General features: G+C 65.4%; 28 protein-coding genes. 18 read left to right on the forward strand and 10 right to left on the reverse strand.

All coding sequences use genetic code 11. The annotated features are described in order from the left end of the window. Positions 1 to 197 precede the first annotated feature (197 nt). On the forward strand, positions 198 to 737 hold the full coding sequence (moaB, locus tag NGM28_RS21855; RefSeq protein ID WP_011535114.1) for a molybdenum cofactor biosynthesis protein B: 540 nt from the start codon (positions 198 to 200) through the stop codon (positions 735 to 737). Between the two features lie 102 nt (positions 738 to 839). On the opposite strand, the gene NGM28_RS21860 is transcribed toward moaB, so the two are convergent. Continuing rightward, positions 840 to 1,739: a bestrophin family protein gene (locus NGM28_RS21860; RefSeq protein WP_240063695.1), complete on the reverse strand. Its 900-nt coding sequence runs from the start codon at positions 1,737 to 1,739 to the stop codon at positions 840 to 842. A 21-nt stretch (positions 1,740 to 1,760) separates the two neighbouring features. Then, positions 1,761 to 2,765 carry a GTP 3',8-cyclase MoaA gene (moaA, locus tag NGM28_RS21865; RefSeq protein ID WP_240063694.1) on the reverse strand — a complete coding sequence of 335 codons (1,005 nt, stop codon included), beginning with the start codon at positions 2,763 to 2,765 and terminating at the stop codon, positions 1,761 to 1,763. Between the two features lie 254 nt (positions 2,766 to 3,019). Between moaA and NGM28_RS21870 the strand changes: the two genes are divergently transcribed. After that, the gene (locus NGM28_RS21870; RefSeq protein WP_252091403.1) at positions 3,020 to 5,347 is read left to right on the forward strand and encodes an FdhF/YdeP family oxidoreductase; all 2,328 of its coding nucleotides are present in this window, start codon (positions 3,020 to 3,022) and stop codon (positions 5,345 to 5,347) included. 147 nt (positions 5,348 to 5,494) lie between these two features. On the opposite strand, the gene NGM28_RS21875 is transcribed toward NGM28_RS21870, so the two are convergent. Further along, positions 5,495 to 5,953: an Lrp/AsnC family transcriptional regulator gene (locus tag NGM28_RS21875; RefSeq protein WP_252091405.1), complete on the reverse strand. Its 459-nt coding sequence runs from the start codon at positions 5,951 to 5,953 to the stop codon at positions 5,495 to 5,497. A gap of 152 nt (positions 5,954 to 6,105) precedes the next feature. On the opposite strand from NGM28_RS21875, the gene NGM28_RS21880 reads away from it, so the two are divergent. Next, positions 6,106 to 7,281, forward strand: a complete 1,176-nt coding sequence (locus NGM28_RS21880; protein WP_252091407.1) for a trans-sulfuration enzyme family protein — start codon at positions 6,106 to 6,108, stop codon at positions 7,279 to 7,281. Positions 7,282 to 7,375: 94 nt separating this feature from the next. On the opposite strand, the gene NGM28_RS21885 is transcribed toward NGM28_RS21880, so the two are convergent. Further along, positions 7,376 to 7,612, reverse strand: coding sequence for a DUF465 domain-containing protein (locus NGM28_RS21885; protein WP_240063690.1), 237 nt, complete (start codon positions 7,610 to 7,612; stop codon positions 7,376 to 7,378). Between the two features lie 117 nt (positions 7,613 to 7,729). On the opposite strand from NGM28_RS21885, the gene NGM28_RS21890 reads away from it, so the two are divergent. The 5 genes from NGM28_RS21890 to NGM28_RS21910 all read left to right on the forward strand — a co-directional run bounded on the left by NGM28_RS21890 (position 7,730) and on the right by NGM28_RS21910 (position 12,424). Further along, positions 7,730 to 8,095 (forward strand): 5-carboxymethyl-2-hydroxymuconate Delta-isomerase, encoded by a 366-nt coding sequence (locus NGM28_RS21890; protein ID WP_240063689.1) that lies wholly within the window; start codon positions 7,730 to 7,732, stop codon positions 8,093 to 8,095. Positions 8,096 to 8,257: 162 nt separating this feature from the next. Then, positions 8,258 to 9,895 (forward strand): phosphoethanolamine transferase, encoded by a 1,638-nt coding sequence (locus NGM28_RS21895; protein ID WP_252091409.1) that lies wholly within the window; start codon positions 8,258 to 8,260, stop codon positions 9,893 to 9,895. 100 nt (positions 9,896 to 9,995) lie between these two features. Continuing rightward, complete coding sequence (gene rnd, locus NGM28_RS21900; protein WP_252091413.1) at positions 9,996 to 11,129, forward strand: ribonuclease D; 1,134 nt, start codon at positions 9,996 to 9,998, stop codon at positions 11,127 to 11,129. Continuing rightward, complete coding sequence (locus tag NGM28_RS21905; RefSeq protein WP_213657884.1) at positions 11,126 to 11,419, forward strand: YcgL domain-containing protein; 294 nt, start codon at positions 11,126 to 11,128, stop codon at positions 11,417 to 11,419. Before rnd ends, NGM28_RS21905 begins: the two co-directional genes overlap by 4 nt. 72 nt (positions 11,420 to 11,491) lie before the next feature. Then, positions 11,492 to 12,424, forward strand: coding sequence for a D-2-hydroxyacid dehydrogenase (locus NGM28_RS21910; RefSeq protein WP_240063686.1), 933 nt, complete (start codon positions 11,492 to 11,494; stop codon positions 12,422 to 12,424). Between the two features lie 64 nt (positions 12,425 to 12,488). On the opposite strand, the gene NGM28_RS21915 is transcribed toward NGM28_RS21910, so the two are convergent. Continuing rightward, positions 12,489 to 13,082 (reverse strand): nitroreductase family protein, encoded by a 594-nt coding sequence (locus NGM28_RS21915; RefSeq protein ID WP_252091414.1) that lies wholly within the window; start codon positions 13,080 to 13,082, stop codon positions 12,489 to 12,491. A gap of 145 nt (positions 13,083 to 13,227) precedes the next feature. On the opposite strand from NGM28_RS21915, the gene NGM28_RS21920 reads away from it, so the two are divergent. Together NGM28_RS21920 and NGM28_RS21925 are read left to right on the forward strand one after the other, a co-directional pair. Then, on the forward strand, positions 13,228 to 13,677 hold the full coding sequence (locus NGM28_RS21920) for a YcgN family cysteine cluster protein (RefSeq protein ID WP_011535101.1): 450 nt from the start codon (positions 13,228 to 13,230) through the stop codon (positions 13,675 to 13,677). Between the two features lie 48 nt (positions 13,678 to 13,725). Beyond that, positions 13,726 to 14,934: a hypothetical protein gene (locus NGM28_RS21925; protein ID WP_252091415.1), complete on the forward strand. Its 1,209-nt coding sequence runs from the start codon at positions 13,726 to 13,728 to the stop codon at positions 14,932 to 14,934. Positions 14,935 to 15,009: 75 nt separating this feature from the next. On the opposite strand, the gene NGM28_RS21930 is transcribed toward NGM28_RS21925, so the two are convergent. Both NGM28_RS21930 and NGM28_RS21935 read right to left on the reverse strand, forming a co-directional pair. Continuing rightward, positions 15,010 to 15,480, reverse strand: a complete 471-nt coding sequence (locus NGM28_RS21930) for an RNA methyltransferase (RefSeq protein ID WP_044488345.1) — start codon at positions 15,478 to 15,480, stop codon at positions 15,010 to 15,012. A 71-nt stretch (positions 15,481 to 15,551) separates the two neighbouring features. Further along, on the reverse strand, positions 15,552 to 15,917 hold the full coding sequence (locus tag NGM28_RS21935) for a YajD family HNH nuclease (RefSeq protein WP_240063682.1): 366 nt from the start codon (positions 15,915 to 15,917) through the stop codon (positions 15,552 to 15,554). A gap of 131 nt (positions 15,918 to 16,048) precedes the next feature. On the opposite strand from NGM28_RS21935, the gene NGM28_RS21940 reads away from it, so the two are divergent. Then, the gene (locus NGM28_RS21940; protein WP_240063681.1) at positions 16,049 to 16,327 is read left to right on the forward strand and encodes a hypothetical protein; all 279 of its coding nucleotides are present in this window, start codon (positions 16,049 to 16,051) and stop codon (positions 16,325 to 16,327) included. Here the strand turns inward: NGM28_RS21940 and NGM28_RS21945 are convergent. Both NGM28_RS21945 and NGM28_RS21950 read right to left on the reverse strand, forming a co-directional pair. Then, positions 16,324 to 16,797, reverse strand: coding sequence for a cyclic nucleotide-binding domain-containing protein (locus NGM28_RS21945; RefSeq protein WP_252091416.1), 474 nt, complete (start codon positions 16,795 to 16,797; stop codon positions 16,324 to 16,326). The two genes, NGM28_RS21940 and NGM28_RS21945, sit on opposite strands and share 4 nt — an antisense overlap. Positions 16,798 to 17,036: 239 nt before the next feature. Next, positions 17,037 to 19,079: a S9 family peptidase gene (locus NGM28_RS21950; RefSeq protein WP_252091417.1), complete on the reverse strand. Its 2,043-nt coding sequence runs from the start codon at positions 19,077 to 19,079 to the stop codon at positions 17,037 to 17,039. Positions 19,080 to 19,268: 189 nt separating this feature from the next. Between NGM28_RS21950 and NGM28_RS21955 the strand changes: the two genes are divergently transcribed. From NGM28_RS21955 to NGM28_RS21965, 3 genes are read left to right on the forward strand one after another with little or no spacing between them, the layout of a single operon-like run. Then, entirely contained in the window at positions 19,269 to 19,778 is a 510-nt protein-coding gene (locus tag NGM28_RS21955; RefSeq protein ID WP_240063678.1) for an MFS transporter, read from the forward strand. 16 nt (positions 19,779 to 19,794) lie between these two features. Further along, the gene (locus tag NGM28_RS21960) at positions 19,795 to 20,568 is read left to right on the forward strand and encodes a class II glutamine amidotransferase (protein ID WP_252091418.1); all 774 of its coding nucleotides are present in this window, start codon (positions 19,795 to 19,797) and stop codon (positions 20,566 to 20,568) included. Between the two features lie 11 nt (positions 20,569 to 20,579). After that, positions 20,580 to 21,101 (forward strand): DUF2937 family protein, encoded by a 522-nt coding sequence (locus NGM28_RS21965; RefSeq protein ID WP_240063676.1) that lies wholly within the window; start codon positions 20,580 to 20,582, stop codon positions 21,099 to 21,101. An 81-nt stretch (positions 21,102 to 21,182) separates the two neighbouring features. On the opposite strand, the gene NGM28_RS21970 is transcribed toward NGM28_RS21965, so the two are convergent. Continuing rightward, positions 21,183 to 22,094: a LysR family transcriptional regulator gene (locus tag NGM28_RS21970; RefSeq protein WP_240063675.1), complete on the reverse strand. Its 912-nt coding sequence runs from the start codon at positions 22,092 to 22,094 to the stop codon at positions 21,183 to 21,185. Between the two features lie 129 nt (positions 22,095 to 22,223). Here NGM28_RS21970 and NGM28_RS21975 point away from each other — a divergent pair, with 129 nt between their 5' ends. From NGM28_RS21975 to NGM28_RS21990, 4 genes are read left to right on the forward strand one after another with little or no spacing between them, the layout of a single operon-like run. After that, positions 22,224 to 23,510 carry an MFS transporter gene (locus NGM28_RS21975; protein WP_240063674.1) on the forward strand — a complete coding sequence of 429 codons (1,287 nt, stop codon included), beginning with the start codon at positions 22,224 to 22,226 and terminating at the stop codon, positions 23,508 to 23,510. Positions 23,511 to 23,520: 10 nt separating this feature from the next. Then, the gene (locus tag NGM28_RS21980) at positions 23,521 to 24,300 is read left to right on the forward strand and encodes a 5-oxoprolinase subunit PxpA (RefSeq protein WP_252091419.1); all 780 of its coding nucleotides are present in this window, start codon (positions 23,521 to 23,523) and stop codon (positions 24,298 to 24,300) included. Then, the gene (gene pxpB, locus NGM28_RS21985; RefSeq protein WP_252091421.1) at positions 24,297 to 24,986 is read left to right on the forward strand and encodes a 5-oxoprolinase subunit PxpB; all 690 of its coding nucleotides are present in this window, start codon (positions 24,297 to 24,299) and stop codon (positions 24,984 to 24,986) included. The genes NGM28_RS21980 and pxpB overlap by 4 nt, the downstream gene beginning before the upstream one ends. Then, the gene (locus tag NGM28_RS21990; protein WP_240063671.1) at positions 24,983 to 25,900 is read left to right on the forward strand and encodes a 5-oxoprolinase subunit C family protein; all 918 of its coding nucleotides are present in this window, start codon (positions 24,983 to 24,985) and stop codon (positions 25,898 to 25,900) included. Before pxpB ends, NGM28_RS21990 begins: the two co-directional genes overlap by 4 nt. Positions 25,901 to 25,941: the final 41 nt, after the last annotated feature.

Raw genomic sequence — 25,941 nt, forward strand, 5'->3', positions numbered from 1 at the left:
GCCTGGCGAGCGGGGTGGGCGGGTTCCGCGACCTTAACCAACTCCGCGCGGGCTGGCCAATCTTTAATGGTGACCGCTTGATAGAGGGCGTTGATCATGCGGTGATAGAGCCCCTTGATCATGTGGTTCGTCCTATCGATTGGACGCTGCCGGGGCTTGGTTCTAACGTGGTGCGTTGACCATCCAGGAGCAGACCCATGAGTGTGAAACCGGATGCGGTGTTCGTGCCGCTCAACATTGCCGTGCTGACCGTCAGCGATACCCGTACGTTTGACAACGACACCTCCGGCGAGCTGCTGGCCACGCGCTCGGTGCAGATCGGCCACCGCCTGGTCGACCGGGTGCTGCTCAAGGACGACCTGTACAAGATTCGCGCCCAGGTCGCCACCTGGATCGCCGACGAGCAGGTACAGGTGGTGCTGATCACCGGCGGCACCGGCTTTACCGGGCGCGACAGCACGCCCGAGGCGGTGGATTGCCTGCTGGACAAGCGTATCGATGGGTTTGGCGAATTGTTCCGCGCACTGTCGATTCTCGATATCGGCACTTCGACCGTGCAGAGCCGGGCGTTGGCCGGGTTGGCCAACGGTACCCTGGTGTGCTGCCTGCCGGGTTCGACCGGGGCTTGTCGCACGGCCTGGGAAGGGATCCTGGCCGAGCAGCTGGATGCGCGGCACCGGCCGTGCAATTTCGTGGCGCACCTGAAGCCGATCGCGGCCTGCGAGAGCCGCGGCTGACCTCTGTAGGAGCGGCTTCAGCCGCGATGCAGACAACGCGGTGCCTGCTACCCGCTTCACGGGTAATCGCGGCTAAAGCCGCTCCTACAGCGAATGGCTGCATCAACTCAGCACATGATCCACCGGCACCAGCGCCGGTGGCAGCGGCTCATGCCCCAGCGCCGCCAGCACATCGCGCTCGATGGTGCGCACCATGGCGTCGGTCGGCAAGTCGTTCTCGTCGCGCCCGAAGGGGTCTTCCAGCTCGTTGCCGATCGCATCCAGGCCGAAGAACGTGTAGCTGACGATGGTGGTGAACAACGGCGCCAGCCAGCCCAGCGGCTCGGCCAGGGCGAACGGCAGCAGCAGGCAGAAGATATAGATGGTGCGATGCAGCAGCAGGGTGTAGGGGAACGGCAGCGGCGTGCCCTTGATCCGCTCGCAGGTGGCCTGGACGTCCGACAGGCCGGTCAGGCGCTGTTCCAGCACGGTGTAGCGGAACTCGCTGATCGCACCCTCCTTTGCCAGCCGTGAGCACTGCGCGCCGATGTCGCGCAGGATGCCGTCGCAGACATTGTGCGCGGTGGCCTGCGCGTCCTCGGCCAACCAGGTGCGGGCCAGGGGCAGTTCTTCTTCGTTGCGCAGCCGGGCGTTGAGGGCATGGGCGAAGCCACACAGGCTGCGCAACATCCGCGCACGCAACTGCTCGTCCTCGATCACCACGCTTTCACGCACGAACGACCGCACCTCGATGATCATCCTGCCCCAGGCCTTGCGCCCCTCCCACCAGCGGTCGTAGCAGGCGTTGTTGCGAAAGCTCATGAAGATCGAAAGCGACAGGCCGAGCAGGGTGAAGGGCGTGGCGCTGACCGGGTAGAACAGCGCCGGGTAGTGGCGTTCGATGAGCACGATCAGCGCCGCCAGCAGGGTCACCGCCAGGCAGCGCAGGGCGATACGCTGGACGATCGAACCCTTGAGGGTGAACAGCACGCGCAGCATGTCGGGGCGTGGGTGGACGATCAAGGCGGTTCCAGAGGCGGCCGATCAGCCGCCGGTCATGTTCATGAAACGCAGGATCTGCACCTCGCCGCCCACTTCGAAATGGTGGCGGTAGGGCTTGAGCTGCATGGCGTCGCGGATGGCCTTTTCCAGGCGCGCGGTGTCGCCGGGGTGCTGGCGCAGGACCTGCTTGAGGTCCACGGAATGCTCGTTGCCCAGGCACAGCAGCAGGCGGCCTTCGACCGTCAGGCGCACGCGGTTGCAGGTGGCGCAGAAGTTGTGGCTGTGGGGCGAAATGAAGCCGACCCGGGTATTGGCGGCTTCGGCCAGGCGCCAGTAACGGGCCGGGCCCTGGGAGGATTCGGCTGATTCGATCAGGGTGAAGTGCTCGGCCAGGCGGTTGCGCACGTCATCGCTGGAGCAAAAGGATTCCCCACGCTCATGCTCGCTGATCACGCCAAGCGGCATTTCCTCGATGAAAGAGATGTCCAGCTCGCGGTCGATGGCGAAACGCACCAGGTCGACGATCTCGTCGTCGTTGCGGCCCTTGAGCACCACCGCGTTGAGTTTGGTGCGGCGGAAACCGGCGGCACGGGCGGCGTCGATGCCGGCGATCACTTGCTTGAGGTCGCCGGTGCGGGTGAGGGCGCGGAAGCGGTCGGGGTCAAGGCTGTCGAGGCTGATGTTCAGCCTGGAGACGCCGGCATCGAACAGCGGTTGTGCCAAGCGTGGCAGTTGCGAGCCGTTGCTGGTCAGGCACAGTTCACGCAGGCCGGGCAGGGCGGCGATGCGCCCGCACAGGTCGACGATGCCCTGGCGCACCAGCGGCTCGCCACCGGTCAGGCGGATCTTGCGGGTACCCAGGGCCACGAAACGTTCGGCGACTTGGTACAGCTCTTCGAGCGAAAGGATCTGCTGGCGCGGCAGGAACTGCATGTCCTCGGCCATGCAATAGACGCAGCGGAAGTCGCAGCGGTCGGTAACCGACATCCGCAGGTAATCGACTTTGCGGTTGAAACCGTCGACCAGGGCCTGGGGGTTCTTTTCCACGTTCGCGCTCGGCTGTGAGGGAGTTGGGGCGGCGCAAAGCCGCAGACAAGGTTCAAGCTATTACTTGCGTCCCCTGGCGTCAAATGGCTTTCCCCGACCATTCGATCAGTCTCCTCTATCACGGCTCCAGGCCCTGAAAACCGTGGCTTTGGCGCGGTGATCGAGACGGTTTATCACGCCTTCACTTATTTCGATTGGACGCACCCGAGGTGCGTTCTTAGGCTGGAAAAAACACCGCGCGGAACACACAGCACATGAGCCAGGACGAACACATCAGGGACTACAAGGGGCCGGCCGCCGGCTGGGGCGCGCTCAAGAGCGTGACCAAGAGCTGGCTGGGCAGCGAGAACGCCTTCAAGAACCTGCGGGCCATGCTCAAGACCAACCAGAACGGCGGCTTCGACTGCCCCGGCTGCGCCTGGGGCGAGTCGCCGGAAAGCGACATGGTCAAGTTCTGCGAGAACGGCGCCAAGGCCGTTAACTGGGAAGCCACCGGCCGCTCGGTAGACCCGGCGTTCTTCGCCAAGTACAGCGTCAGCGCCCTGCTCGAACAGACCGACTACTGGCTGGAGTACCAGGGCCGCCTGACCCACCCGATGCGCTACGACGCCGCCACCGACCACTACGTCGAAACCAGCTGGGGCGAGGCCTTCGCCTTGGTCGCCAAGCACCTGAACGGCCTGGCGTCGCCCGACCAGGCCGAGTTCTACACCTCCGGCCGGGCCAGCAACGAGGCGGCGTTCCTCTACCAGCTGTTCGTGCGCGCCTACGGCACCAACAACTTCCCCGACTGCTCGAACATGTGCCACGAGGCCAGTGGCGTGGGCATGGCCGAAACCCTGGGCGTGGGCAAGGGCACCGTGGTGTTTCACGACCTGGAACTGGCCGACGCGATCTTCGTCATCGGCCAGAACCCTGGCACCAACCACCCGCGCATGCTCGAACCGCTGCGCGAGGCGGTCAAGCGCGGTGCCCAGGTGGTCTGTTTCAACCCGCTCAAGGAGCGTGGCCTGGAGCGTTTCCAGCACCCGCAGCACCCGTTCGAGATGCTCAGCAACGGCTCCGAACCGACCAACACCGCCTACTTCCGCCCGGCCCTGGGCGGCGACATGGCGGCCATGCGCGGCATCGCCAAGTACCTCCTGCAGTGGGAGCGCGAGGCGCAACTGAACAACGAGCCAGCGGTGTTCGACCATGCTTTCATCGCCGAGCACACCAGCGGTGTCGAGGCCTATCTGGCTGTGGTCGATGCCACGCCCTGGGCGCATATCGTCGAGCAGTCCGGCCTGAGCAAGGCCGAGATCGAGCTGGCCGCGCGCATGTACCGCAAGGCCGAGCGGGTGATCATGTGCTGGGCCATGGGCGTCACCCAGCACCGCCACTCGGTGCCGACCGTGCAGGAGATCGTCAACCTGCAACTGCTGCGCGGCAATGTCGGCAAGCCGGGCGCGGGTCTTTCGCCGGTGCGTGGCCACAGCAACGTGCAGGGCGACCGCACCATGGGCATCGACGAGAAGCCAAAGGCGCATCTGCTCGACGCCATCGAGAAACGGTTCCAGTTCAAGGTGCCGCGCGAGCACGGCCACAATGCCGTGCTGGCGATCAAGGCCATGGAGGAGGGGCGGGCCAGGGTGTTCATCGGGCTGGGTGGCAACTTCGCCCAGGCCACGCCGGATACCCCGCGCACCCACGCGGCGCTGCGCAACTGTGAGCTGACCGTGCAGATCTCCACCAAGCTCAACCGTTCGCACCTGGTTACCGGGCGTGATGCACTGATCCTGCCGTGCCTGGGCCGCACCGAGATCGATATCCAGGCTGAAGGCCCGCAAGGCGTGACGGTGGAGGACACCTTCAGCATGGTGCACATCTCCCACGGCCAGTTGAAACCGCGCTCACCCCACCTGCGTTCAGAGCCGGCGATCGTCGCCGGCATGGCCAAGGCCACCCTGGGCAACAAGCCGATCGATTGGGAATACGCCATTGCCGACTACGGTCGCATCCGCAGCATGATCGCCGACGTCATCCCGGGCTTCAGCGAATTCAACGAGCGCCTGCAGCATCCCGGCGGCTTCCACCTGGGCAACAACGCCGCTGATCGCAACTTCCGCACCGCCACCGGCAAGGCACGTTTCACGCCCAGCCCGTTGCCGGAGCAACTGGTCAACGCGCAGGTACTGGCCCGTGGCGACAAGCCCGACCTGATCCTGCAGACCCTGCGCTCCCACGACCAGTACAACACCACGCTGTACGGGCTGGATGACCGTTATCGCGGTGTGTTCGGCCTGCGCGAGGTGGTGTTCGTCAACGAGGCGGATATTCGCCGGCTGGGCTTCGAGCCGGGCGAGCAGGTGGACCTGGTGTCGTTGTGGGAGGATGGCCGCGAGCGGCGGGTGTCGGGGTTCCGCCTGGTGGCCTATGACGTGCCTGAAGGCCAGGCAGCGGCCTACTACCCGGAGACCAATCCGCTGGTGCCGCTGGAGAGCTATGGCGAGGGCACCTACACGCCGACCTCGAAGTTCGTCGCGATCAAGCTGGAGAAATCCAAGGCCGGAAACCTGATCCAGGCGTCATCCACGGACTGAACGCCTTCTCCTGTAGGAGCCGGCCTTGCCGGCGAATGGCCGGTACCGACAACACAAGATTGTCGCCTTGAGCGCGGGTCTGTTCGCCGGCAAGCCGGCTCCTACCTTTGTCCCGTAGGAGCCGGCTTGCCGGCGAACAGGTCCATTTCAGCGATACACCGGATACGCCGTGGTGTATTTCATCTGCTCCATGGCAAAGCTCGAGGTGATGTTCGACAACCCATCGGTGCTGGTGATCAGCTTCTTGTAGAAGCGGTCATACGCCGCGATGTCGCCCACCACCACCCGCAGCATGTAGTCCCAGTCGCCGGACATCCGATACACCTCCATCACTTCCTCGAACGCCGTCACTGTCGCCGCGAACTGCTCCAGCCAGGCACTGTCATGGCGCTGGGTCTTGAGCTGGACGAACACGGTCAGGCCCAGCCCCAGGCGCTCGGGGTCGAGCAGGGCAACGCGGCTACGGATGTAGCCTTCTTCCTCCAGGCGCTTGACCCGTTTCCAGCAGGGGGTGGTCGACAGGTTGACCGCCTCGGCCAGGTCCTTGAGCGAAATCGAGGCGTCGCGCTGCAGCAGGGTGAGGATGTGCTGGTCGAAACTGTCCATGGCGTGATGGGGCTCGAATCGGGAAAAAGTTTCCACAGATTAGCGGTTAGGCGAATGCATTGGAACCTGATCGCTTTCCGGGATGAAATGACTGTTCCCGGCGGCGCCTGCCAGCCACGGATATGAGATAGTGGCGGTTTTCCACTCAGTCAATGGACCCGACCATGTCCGACAAACCGCGCAATTTCGCCACCCGCACCATCCACGCTGGCGAGCAGTCCAGCGTCGCCGACAATGCCATCTTCCCGGCCATCGTCACCTCCAGCTCGTTCATCAAGCGCGGCCTGGACGACAACCCCGAATACGCCTACAGCCGCGTCAGCAACCCGACCCGGCACGCCTATGAAACCTGCGTCGCCGCACTGGAGGAGGGCGTCGGCGCGGTCGCCTGCGCCTCGGGCGTCAGCGCCACCGCCACAGTGCTGGAACTGCTGTCCAAGGACGCCCACGTGGTGGTGATGAACGGCGTCTACGGCGGTACCTTCCGCCTGCTGGAAGACTACCGGGGACGCACTTCGGGCCTGACCACCACCTACGTCGACCTCAACGACATCGACGCCGTGGCGGCGGCGATCCGCCCCGACACGCAACTGATCTGGATCGAGTCGCCGACCAACCCGCTGCTGCACCTGGTGGACATCAAGGCGGTGTGCGACCTGGCCCGCGCCCGTGGCGTGATGACCTGCATCGACAACACCTTCTGCTCGCCGTGGAACCAGCAACCGATCACCCTGGGCGTGGACCTGGTGATGCACTCGGCGAGCAAGTACATCGGCGGCCACTCCGACCTCACCGGCGGCGTGGTGGTGGCGGCCAATAACGAACTGCTGGGCCGTTTGCGCAAGATCAGCATGGCGGTCGGCGCGATCCAGGGGCCGTTCGACTGCTACCTGGCGCTGCGCGGGCTCAAGACCCTCGACGTGCGCATGGAGCGCCAGAGCGCCAACGCCCTGCGCGTGGCGCAGTTCCTCGAACATCACCCGCAAGTCGAGCAGGTGTACTACCCAGGCCTTGAAAGCCACCCGCAGCATGCGCTGAGCAAGCGCCAGATGCGTACTGGCGGGGCCGTGGTGGCGATGCGCATCAAGGGTGACCGGGCGGCGGTCAATCGCCTGGTCGAGGCGCTGTCGATCTTCGTCCTGGCCGACTCGCTGGGTGGCGTGGAGAGCATGATCAACCATTCCTGGAGCATGTCCCACAACTCCCTCAGCCCGGAGCAGAAAGGCGTGATGGGCATCAGCGAGAACCTGGTGCGGCTGTCGATGGGGATCGAGGACTATCGCGACCTGATCGAGGACCTGGATACGGCGCTCAAGGCGTCGGCCTGAACTGAAAACATCGCGGGGCAAGCCTGCTCCCACCTGATCGCCGTCGGCAGCGGTGGGAGCGGGCTTGCCCCGCGATGGTATCGAGATCGGGTAATCAGGACTTGGGCGGATGGACAATCCGTTCGATCTTGTCCTTGAGCAGCAGGCGCTCCTTGCGCAGCAGGTTGACGGTGTCGTCGTTGGTGCCGTTGCCTTCGGCGGCCACCACTTCCTTGTCCTTGGCGTTGTACTCCTTGTGCAGCTTGTGCAGGTCGTGGTTCTTGTCGATAAGGGCCTGGAACTGGTCGGCGGTCACGTGCAGGTCTGCGAGCAAATCATGCGGAACTGGCATTTGTTCACCTCTTTCAGGGGTTGGTAGACGAGCCTGAACCATCAGGATAGCCGCCTTTGCCGCTTTGCGTGACTGGGGTAGGCTGTCGCACATTCTCCCGCGACCGGAACCCGCGCCATGCCTCACCTGAACCTGGAATACAGCGACAACCTGCGCCAGCTGAATGTCGATCAGTTGCTCCTGCGCCTGAACCACGCCCTGGTCGGCAGCGGCCAGTTCGCCGACGAGCTGGACATCAAGAGCCGCGCCCAGGCCTTCGCCCAATACCGCGTCGGTACCGCGCCGGGGGAACGCGCCTTCGCCCATGTGCGCCTGGCGATCCTCAGCGGGCGCTCCGAACAGGTCAAGCAGCAACTCTCCAGCAGCCTGCTGGAAGTGCTCCATGAAGCCATCCCCGCCGCGACCGGGCTGGACATCCAGCTGTGCGTCGAGGTGCTCGATATCGATCGCCAGCCGTACGCCAAGCTTCACCTGCCAGGCTGAACAAACGCTGAATGAAACTTGTTTAATCGATAAAAGACGCCTTCCCACCAATTGTTGGCGTCTTTTTCACAAAAAATTGATGCTACGCTTTCTAGAGTTCGGCCAACTTCCCAGAGTGCCTTCCCGGTGCGCTGGCCGCTGACAACTCTCACTGCGAACACCATGCTGAAATTCAAATCCCTGCGGACTGAATGGGTCACGCTGCTGGCCAGCCTTTACCTGTTGATCGGCCTGAATACCTTTCTCTGGGAACACCTCGAATCCATCGTGCCGCCCGGCATGGTGGGGCTGTGGTTGAGCCTGGCGTTCGCCGTGCTGATGTTGTTCGCATTCAACCTCGTGCTGACGTTGTTGGCCTTCCGTTATGTATTGAAACCGGTATTGATCCTGTTGTTCATGAGTGGCGCGGGCGTGGCTTACTTCATGAATCAATATGGCGTGCTCATCGACGCGGGCATGTTCCGCAATGTCGCCGAAACCAATGTCGCGGAAGTTCGCGACCTGCTCTCGATCAAGTTTGCGTTGTATATCCTGCTGCTCGGTGTCGTGCCTTCTCTACTGGTCTGGAAAGCCCCCATCGCCTACCGCCCCTGGCACCGTGAGCTGCTGGGCAAGCTGGTGGTCAGCGGCGCGTGCGTGGCGGCGCTGGGGTCGGTGGCGCTGGTCAACTACCAAGGGCTGTCCTCGCTGTTTCGCAATCACCACGAACTGCGCCTGATGCTCACCCCGAGCAATATCGTCGGTGCTTCCATCGGTTATGTCCGCGAGCAGATCGGCACCGCCGCGCACCCGTTCCAGGCTTATGGTGAAGATGCCCGTCGTGACGCGGCCTGGCAGCAGCATGAGCGCAAGTCGCTGACCGTGCTGGTGGTGGGTGAAAGTGCCCGGGCGGAAAACTTCGGCCTGCTCGGCTATGCCCGCGACACCACGCCCAACCTGGCGAAGGAGCAGGGCTTGCTGAGCTTCACCGATGTCCAATCCTGCGGCACCGAGACCGCCGTGTCGGTACCGTGCATGTTCTCCGGCATGGGGCGCAAGGACTACGTCGCCAGCGTGGCCAAGAACCGCGAGGGCCTGCTCGACATCCTCCAGCGCGCCGGCCTGGCCGTGCAGTGGCGTGACAACCAGTCCGGCTGCAAGGGCACCTGCGACCGCGTGCAGTTCATCGACGTCAGCAACCTCAAGGACCCGGCCCTGTGCGCCGATGGCGAATGCCATGACGAGATCCTGCTGCAGGGCCTGGCCGAGTTGATCGACAACCTCGACAAGGACACCGTGCTGGTGCTGCACCAGATGGGCAGCCACGGCCCGGAGTACTTCAAACGCTACCCCGGTGGTGCCGAGCCGTTCACCCCGGTGTGCCGCAGCAATGCCCTGAACCAGTGCAGCCGTGAAGAGATCATCAACGGCTACGACAACACCCTGGCCTACACCGACAAGGTCCTGTCCTCGCTGATCGACACCCTGCGCAGCAAGCAGGACAAGGTCGACACTGCGATGATCTACCTTTCCGACCACGGCGAGTCGCTGGGCGAGTACAACCTGTTCCTGCACGGCACCCCCTATGTGATGGCGCCGGATCAACAGAAGCACGTGCCGCTGCTGGCCTGGTTCTCCGACAGCTACACCCAGGACTTCGGCCTGGACACCGACTGCATGACCAAGTTGCGCGACGCACCGCTGTCGCAGGACAACCTGTTCCATTCCATGCTCGGCCTGCTGCAGGTGCATACCGAGGTCTACAAGCAATCGCTGGACATGTTCGCCAGCTGCCGCCCATGGCTGGCAGCCGGCCGCTGACCGTACCAACGGTCGGCACCAAGGATGGCGTGGCTTGCGAGGTTTCACCCAGAGCGTCCGCGCCGTATATACTGCGCGCCAATGTAAGTGGGAGAGCCTCGTGGCCATCGAAATTCACTGGATCCGTGACGACCAGACCCTGGCCGAGCATTGCCAACGCTGGCACACGCTGCCTTTTGTCGCGCTCGACACCGAATTCATGCGGGTCGACACCTTCTACCCGAAAGCCGGCCTGGTGCAGATCGGCGACGGTAATCAGGCTTTCCTCATCGACCCGTTGCTGATCAGTGACTGGCAGCCGCTTGCCGACCTGCTCGACGACAGCCGCGTGGTCAAGGTGCTGCACGCCTGCAGCGAAGACCTCGAAGTGCTGTTGCGCCTGACCGGCAAGCTGCCCCAGCCGCTGTTCGACACGCAATTGGCCGCCGGCTACCTGAACATCGGTTTCTCGATGGGGTATTCGCGCCTGGTGCAAGAGGTGTTGGGCCTTGAGCTGCCGAAGGGCGAAACGCGCTCCGACTGGTTGCAACGCCCGCTGTCGGAAACCCAGGTCAGCTATGCCGCGGAAGATGCCGTGCACCTGGCCGAACTGTTCAGCGCCCTGCGCCCGCGGCTGTCGGACGACAAGTACGCCTGGGTGCTGGACGACGGTGCCGAGCTGGTCGCCGCGCTGCGCCGTGAAGTCGAGCCCGAGACGCTGTACCGCGACGTCAAGCTGGCCTGGAAACTCGGCCGCCAGCAGCTGGCCGTGCTGCGTGAACTGTGCGCCTGGCGCGAGCGCGAGGCCCGCAGCCGCGATGTGCCACGCAACCGTATCCTGAAAGAACACTCGTTGTGGCCCATGGCCAAGAGCCAACCCGACAGCCTGCCGGCGCTGGGTCGAATCGACGAGATGCACCCGCGCACCATCCGCCAGGATGGCGAGTTCCTCATCCAGCTGATCAAGCGTGCCGCCGCCCTGCCGCAGGATCAATGGCCGGCGCCGCTGCCCGAGCCGCTGCCAATCGAGGCCTCCGGCATCCTCAAGCGCCTGCGCGCCATCGGCCAGGCCGAAGGCGAGCGCCTGCAGATCGCCCCGGAGCTGATGCTGCGCAAGAAGACCCTCGAAGCCCTGCTCAAGAGCGGCTTCCCCAATGGCCCCTATCAATTGCCCGAGTCGCTGCGCGGCTGGCGCCGCGAGCGCATGGGCCAGGCCCTGCTGGACGACCTGGCGGGCGCCGGAGACAAGCAATGAAACGAATCTGTTCGATCTACAAGAGCCCGCGCAAGAACGAGATGTACCTCTACGTGCTCAAGGCCGATGGCCTGGAGCGCGTGCCAGAGGGGCTGCTGCCGTTCTTCGGCACGCCGATGCACGCCTTCGACCTGGTGCTCAGCCCCGAGCGCAAGCTGGCCCGCGAAGACATCGCGAAAGTGCTGGAAAACCTCGACAGCCAGGGCTACCACCTGCAGATGCCACCGCCGGACGACGACTACATCGAGCACCTGCCCGAAGAGTTGCTGCGCCGCAACGACCCGGCCTGATCCGGAGCGCCTTTCTTTGTCGTGGCCCGCTTGCCGGGCCACATTTCGTTGTCTGCCAAGGTTGTGTTTCACATGCGCGTTCTGATCGCTGAACAGGATCATGCCAACTACGCTCGCCTGCTGGGCGAGGCGGCACCGGACCTGGAGGTCCTGACCAGCGGCGATTCCGCCGAACTGGCGCGCCTGGCCTGCGACTGCCCGGTGTGGCTGGGCCAGCCGGACCTGCTGGCGAGCCTGTTGCGCCAGGGCCACAAGCCGCAGTGGCTGCAGTCGACCTGGGCCGGTATCACCCCACTGCTCGCCAAGGGGCTGCCGCGCGACTATCGGCTGACCCGGGCGGTGGGTATCTTCGGCCAGGTGATGGCCGAGTACATGCTCACCTACATGCTGGTGCACGAGCGCGAGGTGCTGTCGCGCCTGGTCAGCCAAGTCGAGCGCCGCTGGGATGACCGGCCGGGTCGCACCCTGGAAGGGCGCCGGGTGCTGATCGTGGGGGCTGGAGACATCGGCCAGCGCGTCGCCGAATTCCTCGTGCCATTCGGCGTGACGCTGTATGGCGTGGCCAGCAGCGCCCGCGAACAGGCGCCGTTCGTCGAGGTGGTGGGGCTGGAGCAATTGCCACGCATGGTCGGCCAGGCCGACTACGTGCTCAACCTGCTGCCCGACACGCCGTCCACCCATGACCTGTACGACGCGACGCTGTTCAAGTGCTTCCAGCCCAGCGCGCTGTTCATCAACGCCGGGCGTGGCGTGGCAGTGGTCGATGCCGACCTGGTGGAGGCGCTCAAGCAAGGCCATCTGGCCGGCGCGGTGATCGACGTGTGCCGCCAGGAGCCTTTGCCCCAGCGCCACCCGTTCTGGACCGCCTGGGGGTTGCTGTTGACCGGGCACAGCTCGGCACCCACCTCGCCGGCGGCGATGGCGCGCTTGTTCGTCGAGAATGTGCGGGCGTACCAGGCAGGGCAGGGGTTGCGTGGCGAGGTGGACTTCGCGCGGGGGTATTGAGTGTTCGCCGGCAAGCCGCTCCTACGCAAACTTGTAGGAGCCGGCTTGCCGGCGAACCCCCTCGTTACAGGCTGAACTCGCCTTCCGCCGCCAGCTCGCTCAGCGGCCGGCGCGGGCTCGGCACTTCACGCGCCTGCAGCCCCTCAGCCAGGGTCGCCTTGTCGCCCAGCTTGCCGATTGCCACCATCGCGTGCAGCACGTACCCCTCGGGGATCTTCAGCTCACGGCGCGCCAGCTCCTGGTCGAAACCGGCCATGCCATGGGTGTGCCAGCCGCTGATGCTGGCCTGCAGCGCCAGGTGGCCCCAGGCGGAGCCGGTATCGAAGGTGTGCCACAGGGCGGGCTTTTCCTCATCGGAGCCAGGGGCGGCAAAGGTGGTCTTGGAAATGATCAGCACCAGCGCCGACGCATGTTGCGCCCAGCTGCGGTTGAACTCGTTGAGAATACCCAGGTGGCGCTCCCAGTTCGGCGTGTCGCGGCGGGCGTAGAGGAAGCGCCAGGGCTGCGAGTTGTAGGCCGAAGGCGCCCAGCGCGCGGCCTCGAGGAAGCTCAGCAGGGTCTCCTGGCTGATCGGCTCGCCGGTGAAGGCGCGTGGCGACCAGCGTTTGATGAACTGCTCGTTGATGGCGTAATCGGCGATGCGAGGGTTGGCGCTCATGGGTGCTCCTGCGAGAGACGGGGGAAACTCCGCACGCTACTGCGTCCGGCGAGCACTGACAAGCGGTCTGGCGTTGCCGCCGGACAGCCTCTAGACTGGCGCCGCCGCGCGCCGCGGATTCAAGTTGACTGCAGGAACACGTGTGATGAACGCTGACACCGCGCCCTTCTGGCGGCGCAAGACCCTCGACCAGCTCGACAGCAAGGAGTGGGAGTCGCTCTGTGATGGCTGCGGCTTGTGCTGCCTGCAGAAGCTCGAGGACGAAGAGGACAACAGCGTCTACTACACCAGCATCGCCTGCAAGCTGCTGGACCTGCAGACCTGCCAGTGCAGCGACTACCCCAACCGCTTCAAGCACGTGCCCGACTGCATCCAGCTCACCCCGGGCAAGGCCGACCAGTTCAAGTGGCTGCCGCCGACCTGCGGCTACCGCCTGGTCAGCGAAGGGCAGGACCTGCCGGCCTGGCACCACCTGGTCAGCGGCGATCGCACGCAGGTCCATGAACAGCGGATCTCCCGCTCTGGGCGCATGCTCAGTGAGAACGACGTGGATGAAGACGACTGGGAAGACCATCTGATTTTCCGCGCCGGTTAAGTCGACCGGGCTTGTCGCTATTCGCCTCTGGGAACAAGGAGTTTCTGTATGCGTCACCCGCTGTTGCTGGCCCTTGGCCTGTTGGCCAGCGCCCAGGCCTGGGCGAAGAAAGTCGACCTCGATTACCAGGTTCGCCTGCTGCCGCAGAATGGCCAGGCCGAGGTGCGCCTGACCCTGGCCGATGGCGCGGTGGTGCGCAGCCTGGATTTCGACCTGGGTAACGGCAGTGCCTACAGTGATTTCCTGGCCGATGGCCAATGGCAGGTGCAGGGCGGTCGTGGCATCTGGCGCCCGGCCGCGGGGAAGACCAGCCTGAGCTACCGGGTGCTGCTCGACCAGCAGCCGCGTGGTGCGGCCCATGAAACGCGCATCACGCCGCACTGGGCGCTGTTCCGTGGTGACCAGTTGGTGCCTCCGGCGCGGCTCGACCAGCACGACGGTACCGAGCTGGTGGCGCGCCTGGCGTTCGAGCTGCCGCCGGGCTGGAAGAGTGTCGAGACGGCCTGGCCGCGGATCGGCCGGCAGAAGTTTCGCATCGACGACGTCTCGCGCCTGTTCGATCGCCCCACCGGCTGGATGCTTGCCGGCAACCTCGGCAGCCGCCGCGCGCGCCTGGGTGAGACCGAAGTGACCGTCGCCGCGCCGCAAGGGCAGGGCATGCGGCGCATGGATACGCTGACCTTGCTCACCTTCGTCTGGCCGCAACTGCAAGCGGTGTTCCCACGCAATCCCCCCAAGCTGCTGCTGGTCGGCGCCCGTGACGAGATGTGGCGTGGCGCGTTGGGGGGCAACAACTCGCTGTACCTGCACAGCGGCCGCCCGTTGATCAACGAGAATGGCACCAGCCCGGTGTTGCGTGAGCTGGTGCAACTGTTCGCCCAGATCAACGACCGCGAGGGCAGCGACTGGCTGGGTGAAAGCCTTACCGACTACTACGCCGCCGAGTTGCTGCGCAGGGCCGGCGGCATCAGCGATGACCGCTACGAGGCGCTGCAGGCGCGCCTGCACAAGCAAGGTGCAAAAGTCACCCAGCTCAAGGGGGCCAAGGCCGACGCCGCGCAGGTCGCCCGGGGCGTGTTGCTGCTCCAGGCGCTGGACCGCGAAATTCGTCTTCACAACCAGGACAAACGCTCGCTGGACGACGTCGCCCGGGCGTTGATGCGCCTGTCCAGTGTCAGCACCGAAGAGTTCGTGCAGATTGCCGAGAACGTGCTGGGGCGCCAGTCCGAAGTATTGCAGAGCAAACTGCTGCATTGACTCGGCGCTTCACCACAACCCCGTAGGAGCCGGCTTGCCGGCGAACACCGGCGCAGCCGGTGCCCTCCCTGCCGATTACTTGAACTTGGGCCCCGAGCGGGTATTCAGGCCCTTGGCCATGCGGTCATAGAGCACCACGTTGACCGTCGCCGCCAGGTTCATGCAACCCTCGGTGGGAATGTAGATGGTCTCTTCACACCAGGCGCGCACGTCAGCATCGAGCGAGCCATCCTCGGGCCCGAAGATGTAGATGGCGCGGTCGGGGTGGGTGTACTCCGGCAGTGGTCGGGCACCTTCCACCAGTTCCACGGCCACCGGCGTGCAACCCAGGGGAATGATGCGCTGCAGGTCGTCGATGCCGATCAGCGGGATGTCGTAGTGCACCCGTTTGGTGTCGGTGACGAAGTCGCGGGCGCGCTCGTAGCGCTTGCCGGTGTAGAACACCGAGTTGACGCCATAGCAGCCCGCGGCGCGCATCACCGAGCCGACGTTCTCCGCCGATTTGGGGTTGAACAACCCAATGCAGCTGTACCGTTTGTTCGCCACCTGTGGGGCCCTTCGCAAAAAAGAGCGCGATTATACGGGCTTGCCGAGGTGGCGGGGGCGGGAATCGACAGTCAGTCCTTCTTCATCAGCGCGCCCAGCCCGGCGAACGGGTTATGGGTGGCCACGGAGGTCTTTGGCGAGCTCAGGGAGCCTTCGCCGAAGTACTGCTGGTCGGTGTAGCGCGAGTGCTCGTTGTCGTGGCAGTACAGGCACAGCAGCTCCCAGTTCGAACCGTCCTGGGGGTTGTTGTCGTGGTTGTGGTCGCGGTGGTGCACGGTCAGCTCGGACAGGCGCTTGCCGGAGAACTCGCGGGCGCAGCGGCCGCAGACGTGGGGGTACATTTTCAGCGCCTTGTCGCGGTAGCCCATTTCCTTGTCGCGCTTGGCGTCGGCGAGGATGCGGTCGAGGCGGGCGGTGGCGTCGGAGGTGGAGCTCATGGTGTTACCTTTTTCTGATTCAGGCGAATGACGGTTATGCCATCGAGTCTAGCGCGCCTGTGGGGCGAGCGGACAGGCAATTACATGGCATTGGGCTTAGTCTGTAGGAAGGTTCAGACAGGAGGCTGCAGATGTTGCATGCGATCTTCGCCGCGCTGCTGCTCGGCGCAGTGCCCACGGCCGACGCCGCCGGCCTGCAACAGCGGCCCTTGACACCGGTGCCGGGCGCGCCCGGCACGCCGACGCCCACCCCCTACCCGCAGATCACGCCCAGCACGCCGCCCAAGGCGGGTGACAACCAGCCGGGAGCGCCACTGCTGCCGCCCATGCCGCAGCCAGGGCCGCCCAAGGACCAACCCTTGCCTGGGTTGCAACAAACAACGCCGAAGGGACCGGCCGACGACGACTAGATCTGTTGCGCCAGGCGCTGGCCGTCCTGCATGCGCAGGCGCCTGGACAAGGCCACGGCCAGGGCGCGGATGATGCGCGCGGCGATGCGCGGTGCGTCATTGATCATCTTGTCCAGCGAGTCGCGGCCCAGGGTCAGCAACTGGCAGTCGCTGGCCGCCACGCAGGTGGCCGAGCGCCGCTCGCCGTCCAGCACGGCCATCTCGCCGAAAGCCCGGCCCTTGCGCAGGGGGGCGATTTCCACCTGAACGCCGTTGGCGTCGCGCTTGCGCACCGAAACCACACCACGGTGCAGGATGCACATGAAGGTGCCGGCATCGCCCTCGCTGAAGATGGCCTGGCCTTCATCGATGGCGGTGAGGCTGAAGTAGCCGGCGGCGGCGAGGAAGTCGCCGGGCTGCAGGGTGTCGAACAGGCCGCAGTCCATGAGCATGTCGCGGATCTCGGCGTTCAGGTGCTGGGTGTCGGGCATGTGTTGTTCTTCTTCGCATGTCGGGAAAGCGCCGCCGTACCCTGTGGGGGGAACTGTCTTGTGCTGGCTGCACTGGCCCATTCGCCGGCAAGCCGGCTCCTACGGGTATGGCGCTGAACGCGTAGGAGCCGGCTTGCCGGCGAATGGGCCAGTGCAGGCAAAGCAACACAGTTTCTCCCGCAGGGACCGCGTCACCTTCAGGTTGGGTCACCGATCCCTATGACAACGAAAAACGCGTTTTACACCACGCCCAGTTCATTGAAGACGAACGCATACTCCAGCGCCACGTCGCGCAGCCCCTGGTAGCGTCCGCTCATGCCGCCGTGGCCGGCGCCCATCTCGGTCTTGAGCAGCAGCAGGTTGCCGTCGGTCTTGAGCGTGCGCAGGCGCGCCACCCACTTGGCCGCCTCCCAGTACTGCACGCGGCTGTCGTTGTAGCCGGCGACCACCAGCATCGCCGGGTAGGCCTGAGCGCGGACGTTCTCGTAGGGGGCGTAGGCCTTGATCCGCGCGTATACCTCCGGCTCCTCGGGGTTGCCCCATTCGTCGTACTCGGTGACGGTCAGCGGCAGGTCAGGGTCGAGCATGGTGTTGAGCACGTCGACGAACGGTACCTCGGCGATGGCGCAGCGGAACAGTTCAGGGCGCAGGTTGAGCACCGCGCCCATCAGCAGGCCGCCGGCGCTGCCGCCGCTGATGGCCAGGTGCTCGCGGGCAGTGATGCCCTCGGCGATCAGGTGTTCGGCGCAGGCGATGAAATCACCGAAACTGTTGTGCTTGTGCTCCTGTTTGCCTGCGCGGTACCACGCCTCGCCCAGTTCGCCGCCACCGCGTACATGGGCAATGGCGAAGGCCACGCCGCGCTCCAGCAGGCTCAGGCGGGCGTGGGAGAACCACGGGTCGAGGCTTTCGCCGTAGGCGCCGTAGCCATACAGGTACAGCGGCACGGTCTTGTCCAGATCGACGCGACGGCGCACCAGGCTGATCGGCACCCGCGTGCCGTCCTTGGCCACCGCCCAGAGGCGCTGGCTGACATAGTCGTCGGCGTCGAACGGGCCCAGCACCGGGGTCTGCTTGAGCACTTGCTGGGCGCCAGTGGCCAGCTCCAGCTGGCGCACCTGGGCCGGACGGTTGAGCGCTTCGTAGCGCAAGCGGATGCGCGTGCTGGCAAATTCCAGGCTGTCCTGCACGTAGAGGCTGTAGGCGGCGTCCGGCAGCTCGACGCGGTAGGCCGGAAGCCCTTGCGGGTGAACTTCGATGATCGGCAGGCCACCTTCGCGCAGGCTCAGGGACAGTGCCGCAGCGTTCAGGCTGACCCCTTCGAGCATGATGTCGTCGCGGTGCGCCACCAGTACTTGCCACTGCTCGCGGGTCGGCACGCCGTCTGCCGGCGCCTGGAACAGGGCGAAGTTGATGCCGCCCTGGTTGCTGCGGATGAACCAGCGCCACTGGCCGTCGAGCTGGCCGTGGTCGGGGTAGTACTCATGGCCTTCGACCCTTGGCGCCAGGCAGGTGAACGCGGCCTGCGGCGTAGCGGCGTCCAGCACCCAGGCCTCACTGGTGGTCTTGCTGTTGAGCAGCAGCACCAGCTGGCGCTCGGAACTGGCGCGGTAGCAGTGCAGGAAGAAACGCCCGTCGGGCTCCTCGAACACCGTGGTCGCACCGGCCTCGCCCAGGGTGTGGCGGCACAGGCGCCAGGGGCGGTGGGTGTCGTCCAGCTCGGTGAAGAACAGCGTCTGGCTGTCGTTGGCCCAGGTCATGCTGCCGTCGCAGTCGTCGAAGGGCAGGGTGGTCAGCGCGCCGCTGGCCAGGTCCTTGACGTACAGGGTGTAGACCTCGTCGCCGCTGGTGTCGAGGCTGTAGGCCAGCAGGCGGTGGTCGGGGCTGACATTGAACGCGCCGAGGGCGAGGAAACCACCGTTGGCCAGGGCGTTCGGGTCGAGCAGCAGCTCTTCGCGGCTTTCGTCGACCGTGTTGCTGTCGTCGGCCGGGCGTGGGCAGCGGTAGTGGCGCGGGTATTCGTCGCCGGCGGTGGTGCGGGTGTAGTAGAGGTAGGGGCCCCAGGGGGAAGGCAGCGACAGGTCGGTTTCCTGGATGCGGCCCTTGATCTCTTCGAACAGTTGTTCGCGCAGCGGGGCCTGGTTGGCCAGGCAGGCTTCCTGATAGGCGTTTTCTGCGTTCAGGTAGGCCAGCACTTCAGGGGTGTCGCGCTCCTGCAGCCAGGCGTAGGGGTCGGTGCCTTCGGCCGGGCGGGCGATGGGGGGGCGAGGGGCGTTGGGCATTGGGGATCTCTTGGTTGGGGCTGCTGGCCGCTTCGCGGATAAATCCGCGCCTACAGGTGAGCGATATCCCTGTGGGAGCGGGTTTACCCGCGAAGAGGCCCTGACAGGCTCACTGCGCCGCTCGGGGGCAGCCTGCGCCGGTAAAAGTGTTTATCATAGGCGTCTCTTTGCCTGGCATGCACCAACACCATGACCGAACACGACTATACGCTGGCCTGGGGCCTGTACGCCGTTGCCGCCCTGGGCTGCCTGCTGGTGGCCTTCAAGCTCACCGGCTGGATGTGGCGCTGGCTGCGCGAACCGCTGCGGGTGCTGGTCGCCGTCCTGCTGTTCACCCCCACCATCGTCGACCCGGTCAAGGACAGCTTCGCCCCGGCCATCGCCATCGGCGCGCTGGACGTGGCGTTCAAGGTGGGCAACAACGAATTGCGCGCCGCCGCCGACCTGGCCATGTACGGCATGATCGCTTTCGCCCTGTACATCGTGTTCGTGCTGATCCGCTGGCCGCTGGAAAAACGCGCACGCGAGCGCCGCGCCGCGAAGGATGCCGCTGCCCAGCGTCAGGCGAAGGACGATGATGAGGTCAGCGTCGAGGCCCCGGTTGCCGCTGATCGGCGTGACCGTTACCGCGACGAGCCGGCCCCCGCGCCCGTGCGTCGCTCCGGCCCGGGGCAGGGCCGCGTAGAACCCCGTTTGTAAACCAGGAGCCGCGAACATGTGCGAACTGCTGGGCATGAGCGCCAACGTCCCCACCGACATCGTCTTCAGCTTCACCGGCCTGATGCAGCGCGGCGGGCGTACCGGCCCGCACCGCGATGGCTGGGGCATCGGTTTCTACGAAGGGCGCGGCCTGCGCCTGTTCCAGGACCCGGCCGCGAGCAGCGAGTCGGAGGTGGCGAACCTGGTGCAGCGTTACCCGATCAAGAGCGAAGTGGTCATCGGCCATATCCGCCAGGCCAACGTCGGCCAGGTCTGCCTGTCCAACACCCACCCGTTCGTGCGCGAACTGTGGGGGCGCAATTGGTGCTTCGCGCACAACGGCCAGTTGGGCGAGTTCAGTGGCCAGCGCACGTTCTACTGGCCGGTCGGCGACACCGACAGCGAAGCGGCGTTCTGCGACTTGCTCAACCGTGTGCGCGCCACCTTCCCCGAACCGGTCGAGATCGAACAGTTGCTGCCGGTGCTGGTCGAGGCCTGTGCTGAATACCGCGGCAAGGGCGTGTTCAACTGCCTGCTCAGCGACGGCGACTGGCTGTTCTGCTTCTGCTCCACCAAGCTGGTGCACATCACCCGCCGCGCGCCGTTCGGCGCCGCCCGGTTGAAGGATGTCGACCTGATCGTCGATTTCCACACCGAGACCACCCCCAACGACGTGGTCACGGTGATCGCCACCGAGGCCCTGACTGAAAACGAGACCTGGCACCGCTATGAGCCGGGCCAATGGGCCCTGTGGCGCCACGGCGAGTGCGTCGCCCACGGGCAGAGCTAAGGACGCCCCGCATGTTCAGAAGCTACCTGCGCTTGCTGTTGTTCACCTTCGGGCTGCTGGCCGGGATCCAGGTCCCGGGGCTGGTCAAGGACTACAGCCAGCGTGTCGAGGCACACCTGTTCGAATCGCGCCAGGCGCTCGACGGGTTCCGCCAGACTGCCCAACGGTTTTTCAATGGCGATCTGCAAGCATTGTTGCGGCACTACCGCAGCAGTGACGATCCGGTGTTCAACAGCGATGCCAACAGCATCGAGAGCCTGTTGATCCGCAACCAGTTGCTCGAGCACGAGTGGCAGGCGCTGCAGGGCTCGTGGGTGAGCCGCACCTGGCATGTGCTGGTACAGCCGGAACCGGCGCTGCGCGAGGAGACGCTCAAGGGCTACAGCTATCAGATTCTGCTGGTGCCCGAGGCGATCGGCTGGGGGATCGGTGCCGGGTTCGTGCTGGCGTTTGTGGTCGAGAGCCTGTTGTTGCTGGTGGGCTGGGTGATTCTCGGCGGGCGGCGCAAGGTGGTGAAAGAGAGCTGGCGTTAGGGGCCGCTTCGCCAGCAAGGCTGGCTCCTACAAGGGCCGCGCTCAACCTGTAGGAGCCGGCTTTGCCGGCGAATGGGCCTTTCAGACCAGCACGATCCGCTGCCCGCCAACATCCCGCGCATAACGTTCCAGCACCTGGCGGCACACGCTCACCACTTCGTCCACCAACGCCACCCCGGTCTGCCAGGCCACCACCAGTTCCAGGCTCGGCGGCGGTTGCAGCCCTTCCAGCAACACCAGTTCGCCCCGGCTCAACTCGCCATCCACCAGCGCTGGTGGCAGGGCGCCGATACCGAAGCCGTCACGCAGCAGCCGAGTGATCGCCGCCACCGAGTTCACGCAGTTCAACCGCGGCGCCTCGGCCCCGGCGCCTTGCAGCAGGCTGAGCACCTCCTGATGCGGTCGCGAGTTCTTCGAAAAAGTGACGATCCTTTCGCGGGCCAACTCCGCCAGTGACGCATAAGTGCGATGGTGCGGCGAGCCGGCTGCGACGATCCAGCCCATCGGGTAGCGCGCCAGGTCCAGGCTGCGGATGGATTGTTCACGCAGCAGGTCGGTCTGCAGGATCACATCGAGAAAGCCCTTTTGCAGCTGCTCGCGCAAGTTCAGCGCGGTGTCGGCCACCAGTTCGATCTCCACCTGTGGGTAGCGCTCGGTCAGTTCCGCCACCAGGGCACTCATCCAGGTGTGGATCACCGTGTCCATCACCCCCAGGCGGATGCGCCCGGTCTTGGCCCGGTCGCTGTCCAGCGACTGCTTCATCGCCTTGGCCGTCTCCAGCATGCGCTCGGCGTATTCCAGCACCTTGCCGCCCTCGGGCGTCAGGCTGACGCCTCGCGAGTCGCGCAGCAGCAGTTTCACGCCCAGGTCGGCCTCCAGCGCGGCGATGCGGCTGGACACCGAGGCCTGGGTGGTGAACAGCTTCTCGGCGGTGAGGCGAAAGCTCTTGAGCCGGGCGACCCAGACGAAGGTTTCGAGGAAACGTAGGTTCATGATCAGTTTTTCTTGTTCCAGACCGGCGGTTTTTCTCGTTGGACGCAGGTGGCGCGGCCTTCGAACATGATACTCAGGCCGCGACGCCCGACGTCGCCCATAAAACAATACCAACAAGCCGAGGCATCCATGAACCCGACCGGCGTGCAGCAGCAGGCCCCCGCCCGTTCTTCGAGCGGCCCCTTCGCCTGGTACCGCGACATCGACTCCCAGCAACGACGCACCTTCTGGAGCTGCAAGATCGGCTACGGCCTGGACGGCATGGACACCCAGATGCTCAGCTTCGTCATCCCTACGCTGATCATGCTCTGGGGCATCACCACCGCCGAGGCCGGGCTGATCCACACCAGCACCCTGATCGCCTCGGCCCTGGGTGGCTGGGTCGCCGGTATCCTCTCCGACCGCATCGGCCGGGTGCGCACCTTGCAGCTGACGGTGTTGTGGTTCGCCTTCTTCACCTTTCTCTGCGGTTTTGCCCAGAGCTACGAACAACTGCTGATCGCCCGCACCCTGATGGGCTTCGGTTTCGGTGGCGAGTGGACCGCCGGCGCGGTGCTGATCGGCGAGGTGATCCGCGCCCAGGATCGTGGTAAGGCGGTGGGCATGGTGCAATCGGGCTGGGCCATCGGCTGGGGCCTGACGGCGATCCTCTATGCGCTGCTGTTCTCCTGGCTGCCGGCCGAACAGGCCTGGCGCGCGCTGTTCCTGCTGGGCTTGCTGCCGGCGATCTTCGTGATCTTCGTCCGCCGCCTGGTCAAGGACCCGGAGGTGTATCGCGAAGCCAAGGCCGCCGAAACCGCCGAGGCGCCTTCTCACTTCTACGAGATCTTCGCCCCGGGCATGCTCTGGATCACCGTGCGCGCCTCGCTGCTGACCACCGGTGCGCTGGGTGGCTACTACGCCATCACCTCGTGGCTGCCGACCTTCCTCAAGAACGAGCGTGGCCTGAGCGTGCTGGGCACCGGGGGCTACCTGGCCATGGTGATCGTCGGCTCCTATATCGGCTATGTGGTCAGCGCCTACCTCAGCGACCTGCTGGGGCGCCGCAAGAATTTCATCCTGTTCGCCGTGGGCTCGTTCATCATCGTGCTGCTGTACACGCAGGTGCCGGTCAGCGATGGCGTGATGCTGTGGCTGGGGTTCCCGCTGGGTTTCTTCGCCTCGGGCATCTTCAGTGGCATGGGGTCGTTTCTCACCGAGCTGTTCCCCACCCGCATCCGGGGCTCGGGGCAAGGCTTCTGCTACAACATCGGCAAAGTCATCGCGGCGCTGTTCCCGCTTCTGATCGGCTTGATGGGCGAAAAGGTACCGCTGGGCCTGGGCATTGGCGCGTTCGCCGCAGTCTCCTACGGTGTGGTGATCCTGGCGGCGCTGAGCCTGCCGGAAACCCGCGGCAAAGAACTCCAGGCGCGTTAAGGTAGGCCACATGAACATCGATACGGGAGTCCGCCAGGTGAAACGCCTGCTACTCAATTGCGACATGGGTGAAAGCTTCGGCAGCTGGCGCATGGGCCTGGATGCCGAGGTGATGCCCTACATCGACTGCGCCAACATCGCCTGCGGCTACCATGCCGGTGACCCCGGCACCATGCGCCGCACCGTGGCCCTGGCGCAGGAGCACGGCGTGACCATCGGCGCCCATCCGGCCTACCCGGACCTGGTCGGTTTCGGGCGCCGCTCCATGGCGTGCAGCAACGACGAAATCCGCGACCTGCTGCATTACCAGATCGGCGCGCTGGACGGTATCTGCAAGGTGCTCGGTGGCCGGGTGGCCTACGTCAAACCCCATGGCGCGCTGTACAACGACATGATGGCCGACCCGCAGAAGCTGCGCGCGGTGCTCGAAGCCGTGGCGGCCTACGATGCCAGCCTGCCGTTGATGCTGATGGCCACCGCCGATGACAGTGCGGCCCAGGCTCTGGGCGACGAAATCGGTGTGCCGCTGTGGTTCGAGGCGTTTGCCGACCGTGCCTATACCGCCAGCGGGCACCTGGTGTCACGGCGCCTGCCCGGCGCGGTGCATCACGACCCGGCCTTGGTGGTCGAGCAGGCCGTGCGCCTGGCCCGTGGCGAAACACTGGTGGCCGACGACGGCAGTGCCGTGCGGCTGCAGGCCCGCACCTTGTGCGTGCACGGTGACAACGACAGCTCCGTGGCCGCGGTACGCCAGATTCGCCAGGCGCTCGATGCACTGGAGCAGCCATGAAGGCACGACTTGAAGTGATCGCCATCGACAGCCTGATGGTGCGGCTGTTCGACAGCATCGACGAAGCCAACATGCCGTGGATCCTCGCCGCCAGCCAGCGCCTGCGGGCGGCGTTCGGCGAGTGCTTGATCGACCTGGTGCCGTCCTACACCACAGTGATGGTGCAGTTCGAGCTGGCGCCCAGTGAGGCACGCAAGCTGATCCTGCAAGCGCTTGAAGGCTTGCAGCCGGACGCCAACGATACCGGGCGTCGACACGAAATTCCGGTGTGGTACCACGCCAGTGTCGGCCCGGAACTGCCGGTATTGGCAGCCCGCGAAGGCCTGAGCGAAGCCGAGGTGATCCGCCTGCACAGTGGGCGTGACTACCCTGTGTTCGCCCTGGGCTTCGCACCGGGTTTCGGTTTCATGGGCCTGGTCGACGAACGCCTCGCCACGCCGCGCCTGAGCACCCCGCGCAAGCGCGTGGCGGCGGGCAGCGTCGGCATTGCAGAGCGCCAGACCGCCGCCTATCCGGCCGTGTCGCCGGGCGGCTGGAATTTGATCGGCCGCACGCCGGTGCGCTTGTTCGACAGGAAGGGGAACAGCTTGTTGCAGCCCGGCGACCGGGTGCGCTTCGTGGCGGTCGAGCATGCGCAATTCATCAACCTGGGCGGTGACGACAGCCCGCTGGAGGCCCAGGCATGAGCCAGTTGAGGATCGAGGCCAGCACGGCGTTGTGCCTGTTGCAGGATGCCGGGCGTTTTGGCGTGCGGCACCTGGGCGTGACCCAGGGCGGGGCATTGGATTGGGTGGCGATGCGTTGGGCCAACTGGCTGCTCGACAATGCCCTGGACAGTGCAGTGGTCGAGGTTGCCCTGGGTGGTTTCAGCGTAGTGGCCGAGCAGGATTGCGTACTGGCGCTGGCCGGTGCTGATCTGGACGCCCGCATCGATGACCAGCCCCTGGCGCCATGGCGCAGTTTCCGCCTGGGCAAGGGCCAATGCCTGAGCCTGCGCCAGCCAAAGTGCGGCGTGCGCGCCTACCTGGCGGCGCCGGGTGGCTTCCAGGGCGAGGCAGTGCTGGGCAGTTGTGCAACGGTGGTGCGCGAAGAACTCGGTGGTATCGATGGGCAGGGCAGGGCGTTGGCCAAGGAGCAGATGCTGGCCTTCGAAGCAGCTTTGCCTGCACTGCGGGAAGTGCCTGAAGCGCTACGCCCGGTGTTTGCCGACAAGCCGTTGCTGGACCTGGTGATGGGCGCGCAGATCGGCGACTTCAGTGGCACCAGCCTGTTCGAGGCGTTCAACAGCGACTGGACGCTGGACAGCCGTGGCGACCGCATGGGCATTCGCCTGCTCGGGCCGCAGTTGGTGTACCAGGGCGCGCCGATGATCTCCGAGGGGATCCCGCTGGGGGCGGTGCAGGTGCCGCCTGACGGGCAGCCGATCGTGCTGCTCAATGACCGGCAGACCATTGGCGGTTACCCGCGGCTGGGGGCGTTGACGCCGTTGGCGTTGGCGCGGCTGGCGCAGTGCATGCCGGGGGCGGTGGTGCGCTTCAGGGCGGTGGTGCAGGATGAGGCGTGGCGGGAGCAGCAGGTCTATCTGCAACGTTGGCGGTGAGGCTGCTGGCCTCTTCGCCGGCAAGGCCGGCTCCTACGGGT

The organism is Pseudomonas sp. MWU13-3659, from assembly GCF_023757525.1.
Taxonomy (GTDB): domain Bacteria; phylum Pseudomonadota; class Gammaproteobacteria; order Pseudomonadales; family Pseudomonadaceae; genus Aquipseudomonas; species Aquipseudomonas entomophila_E.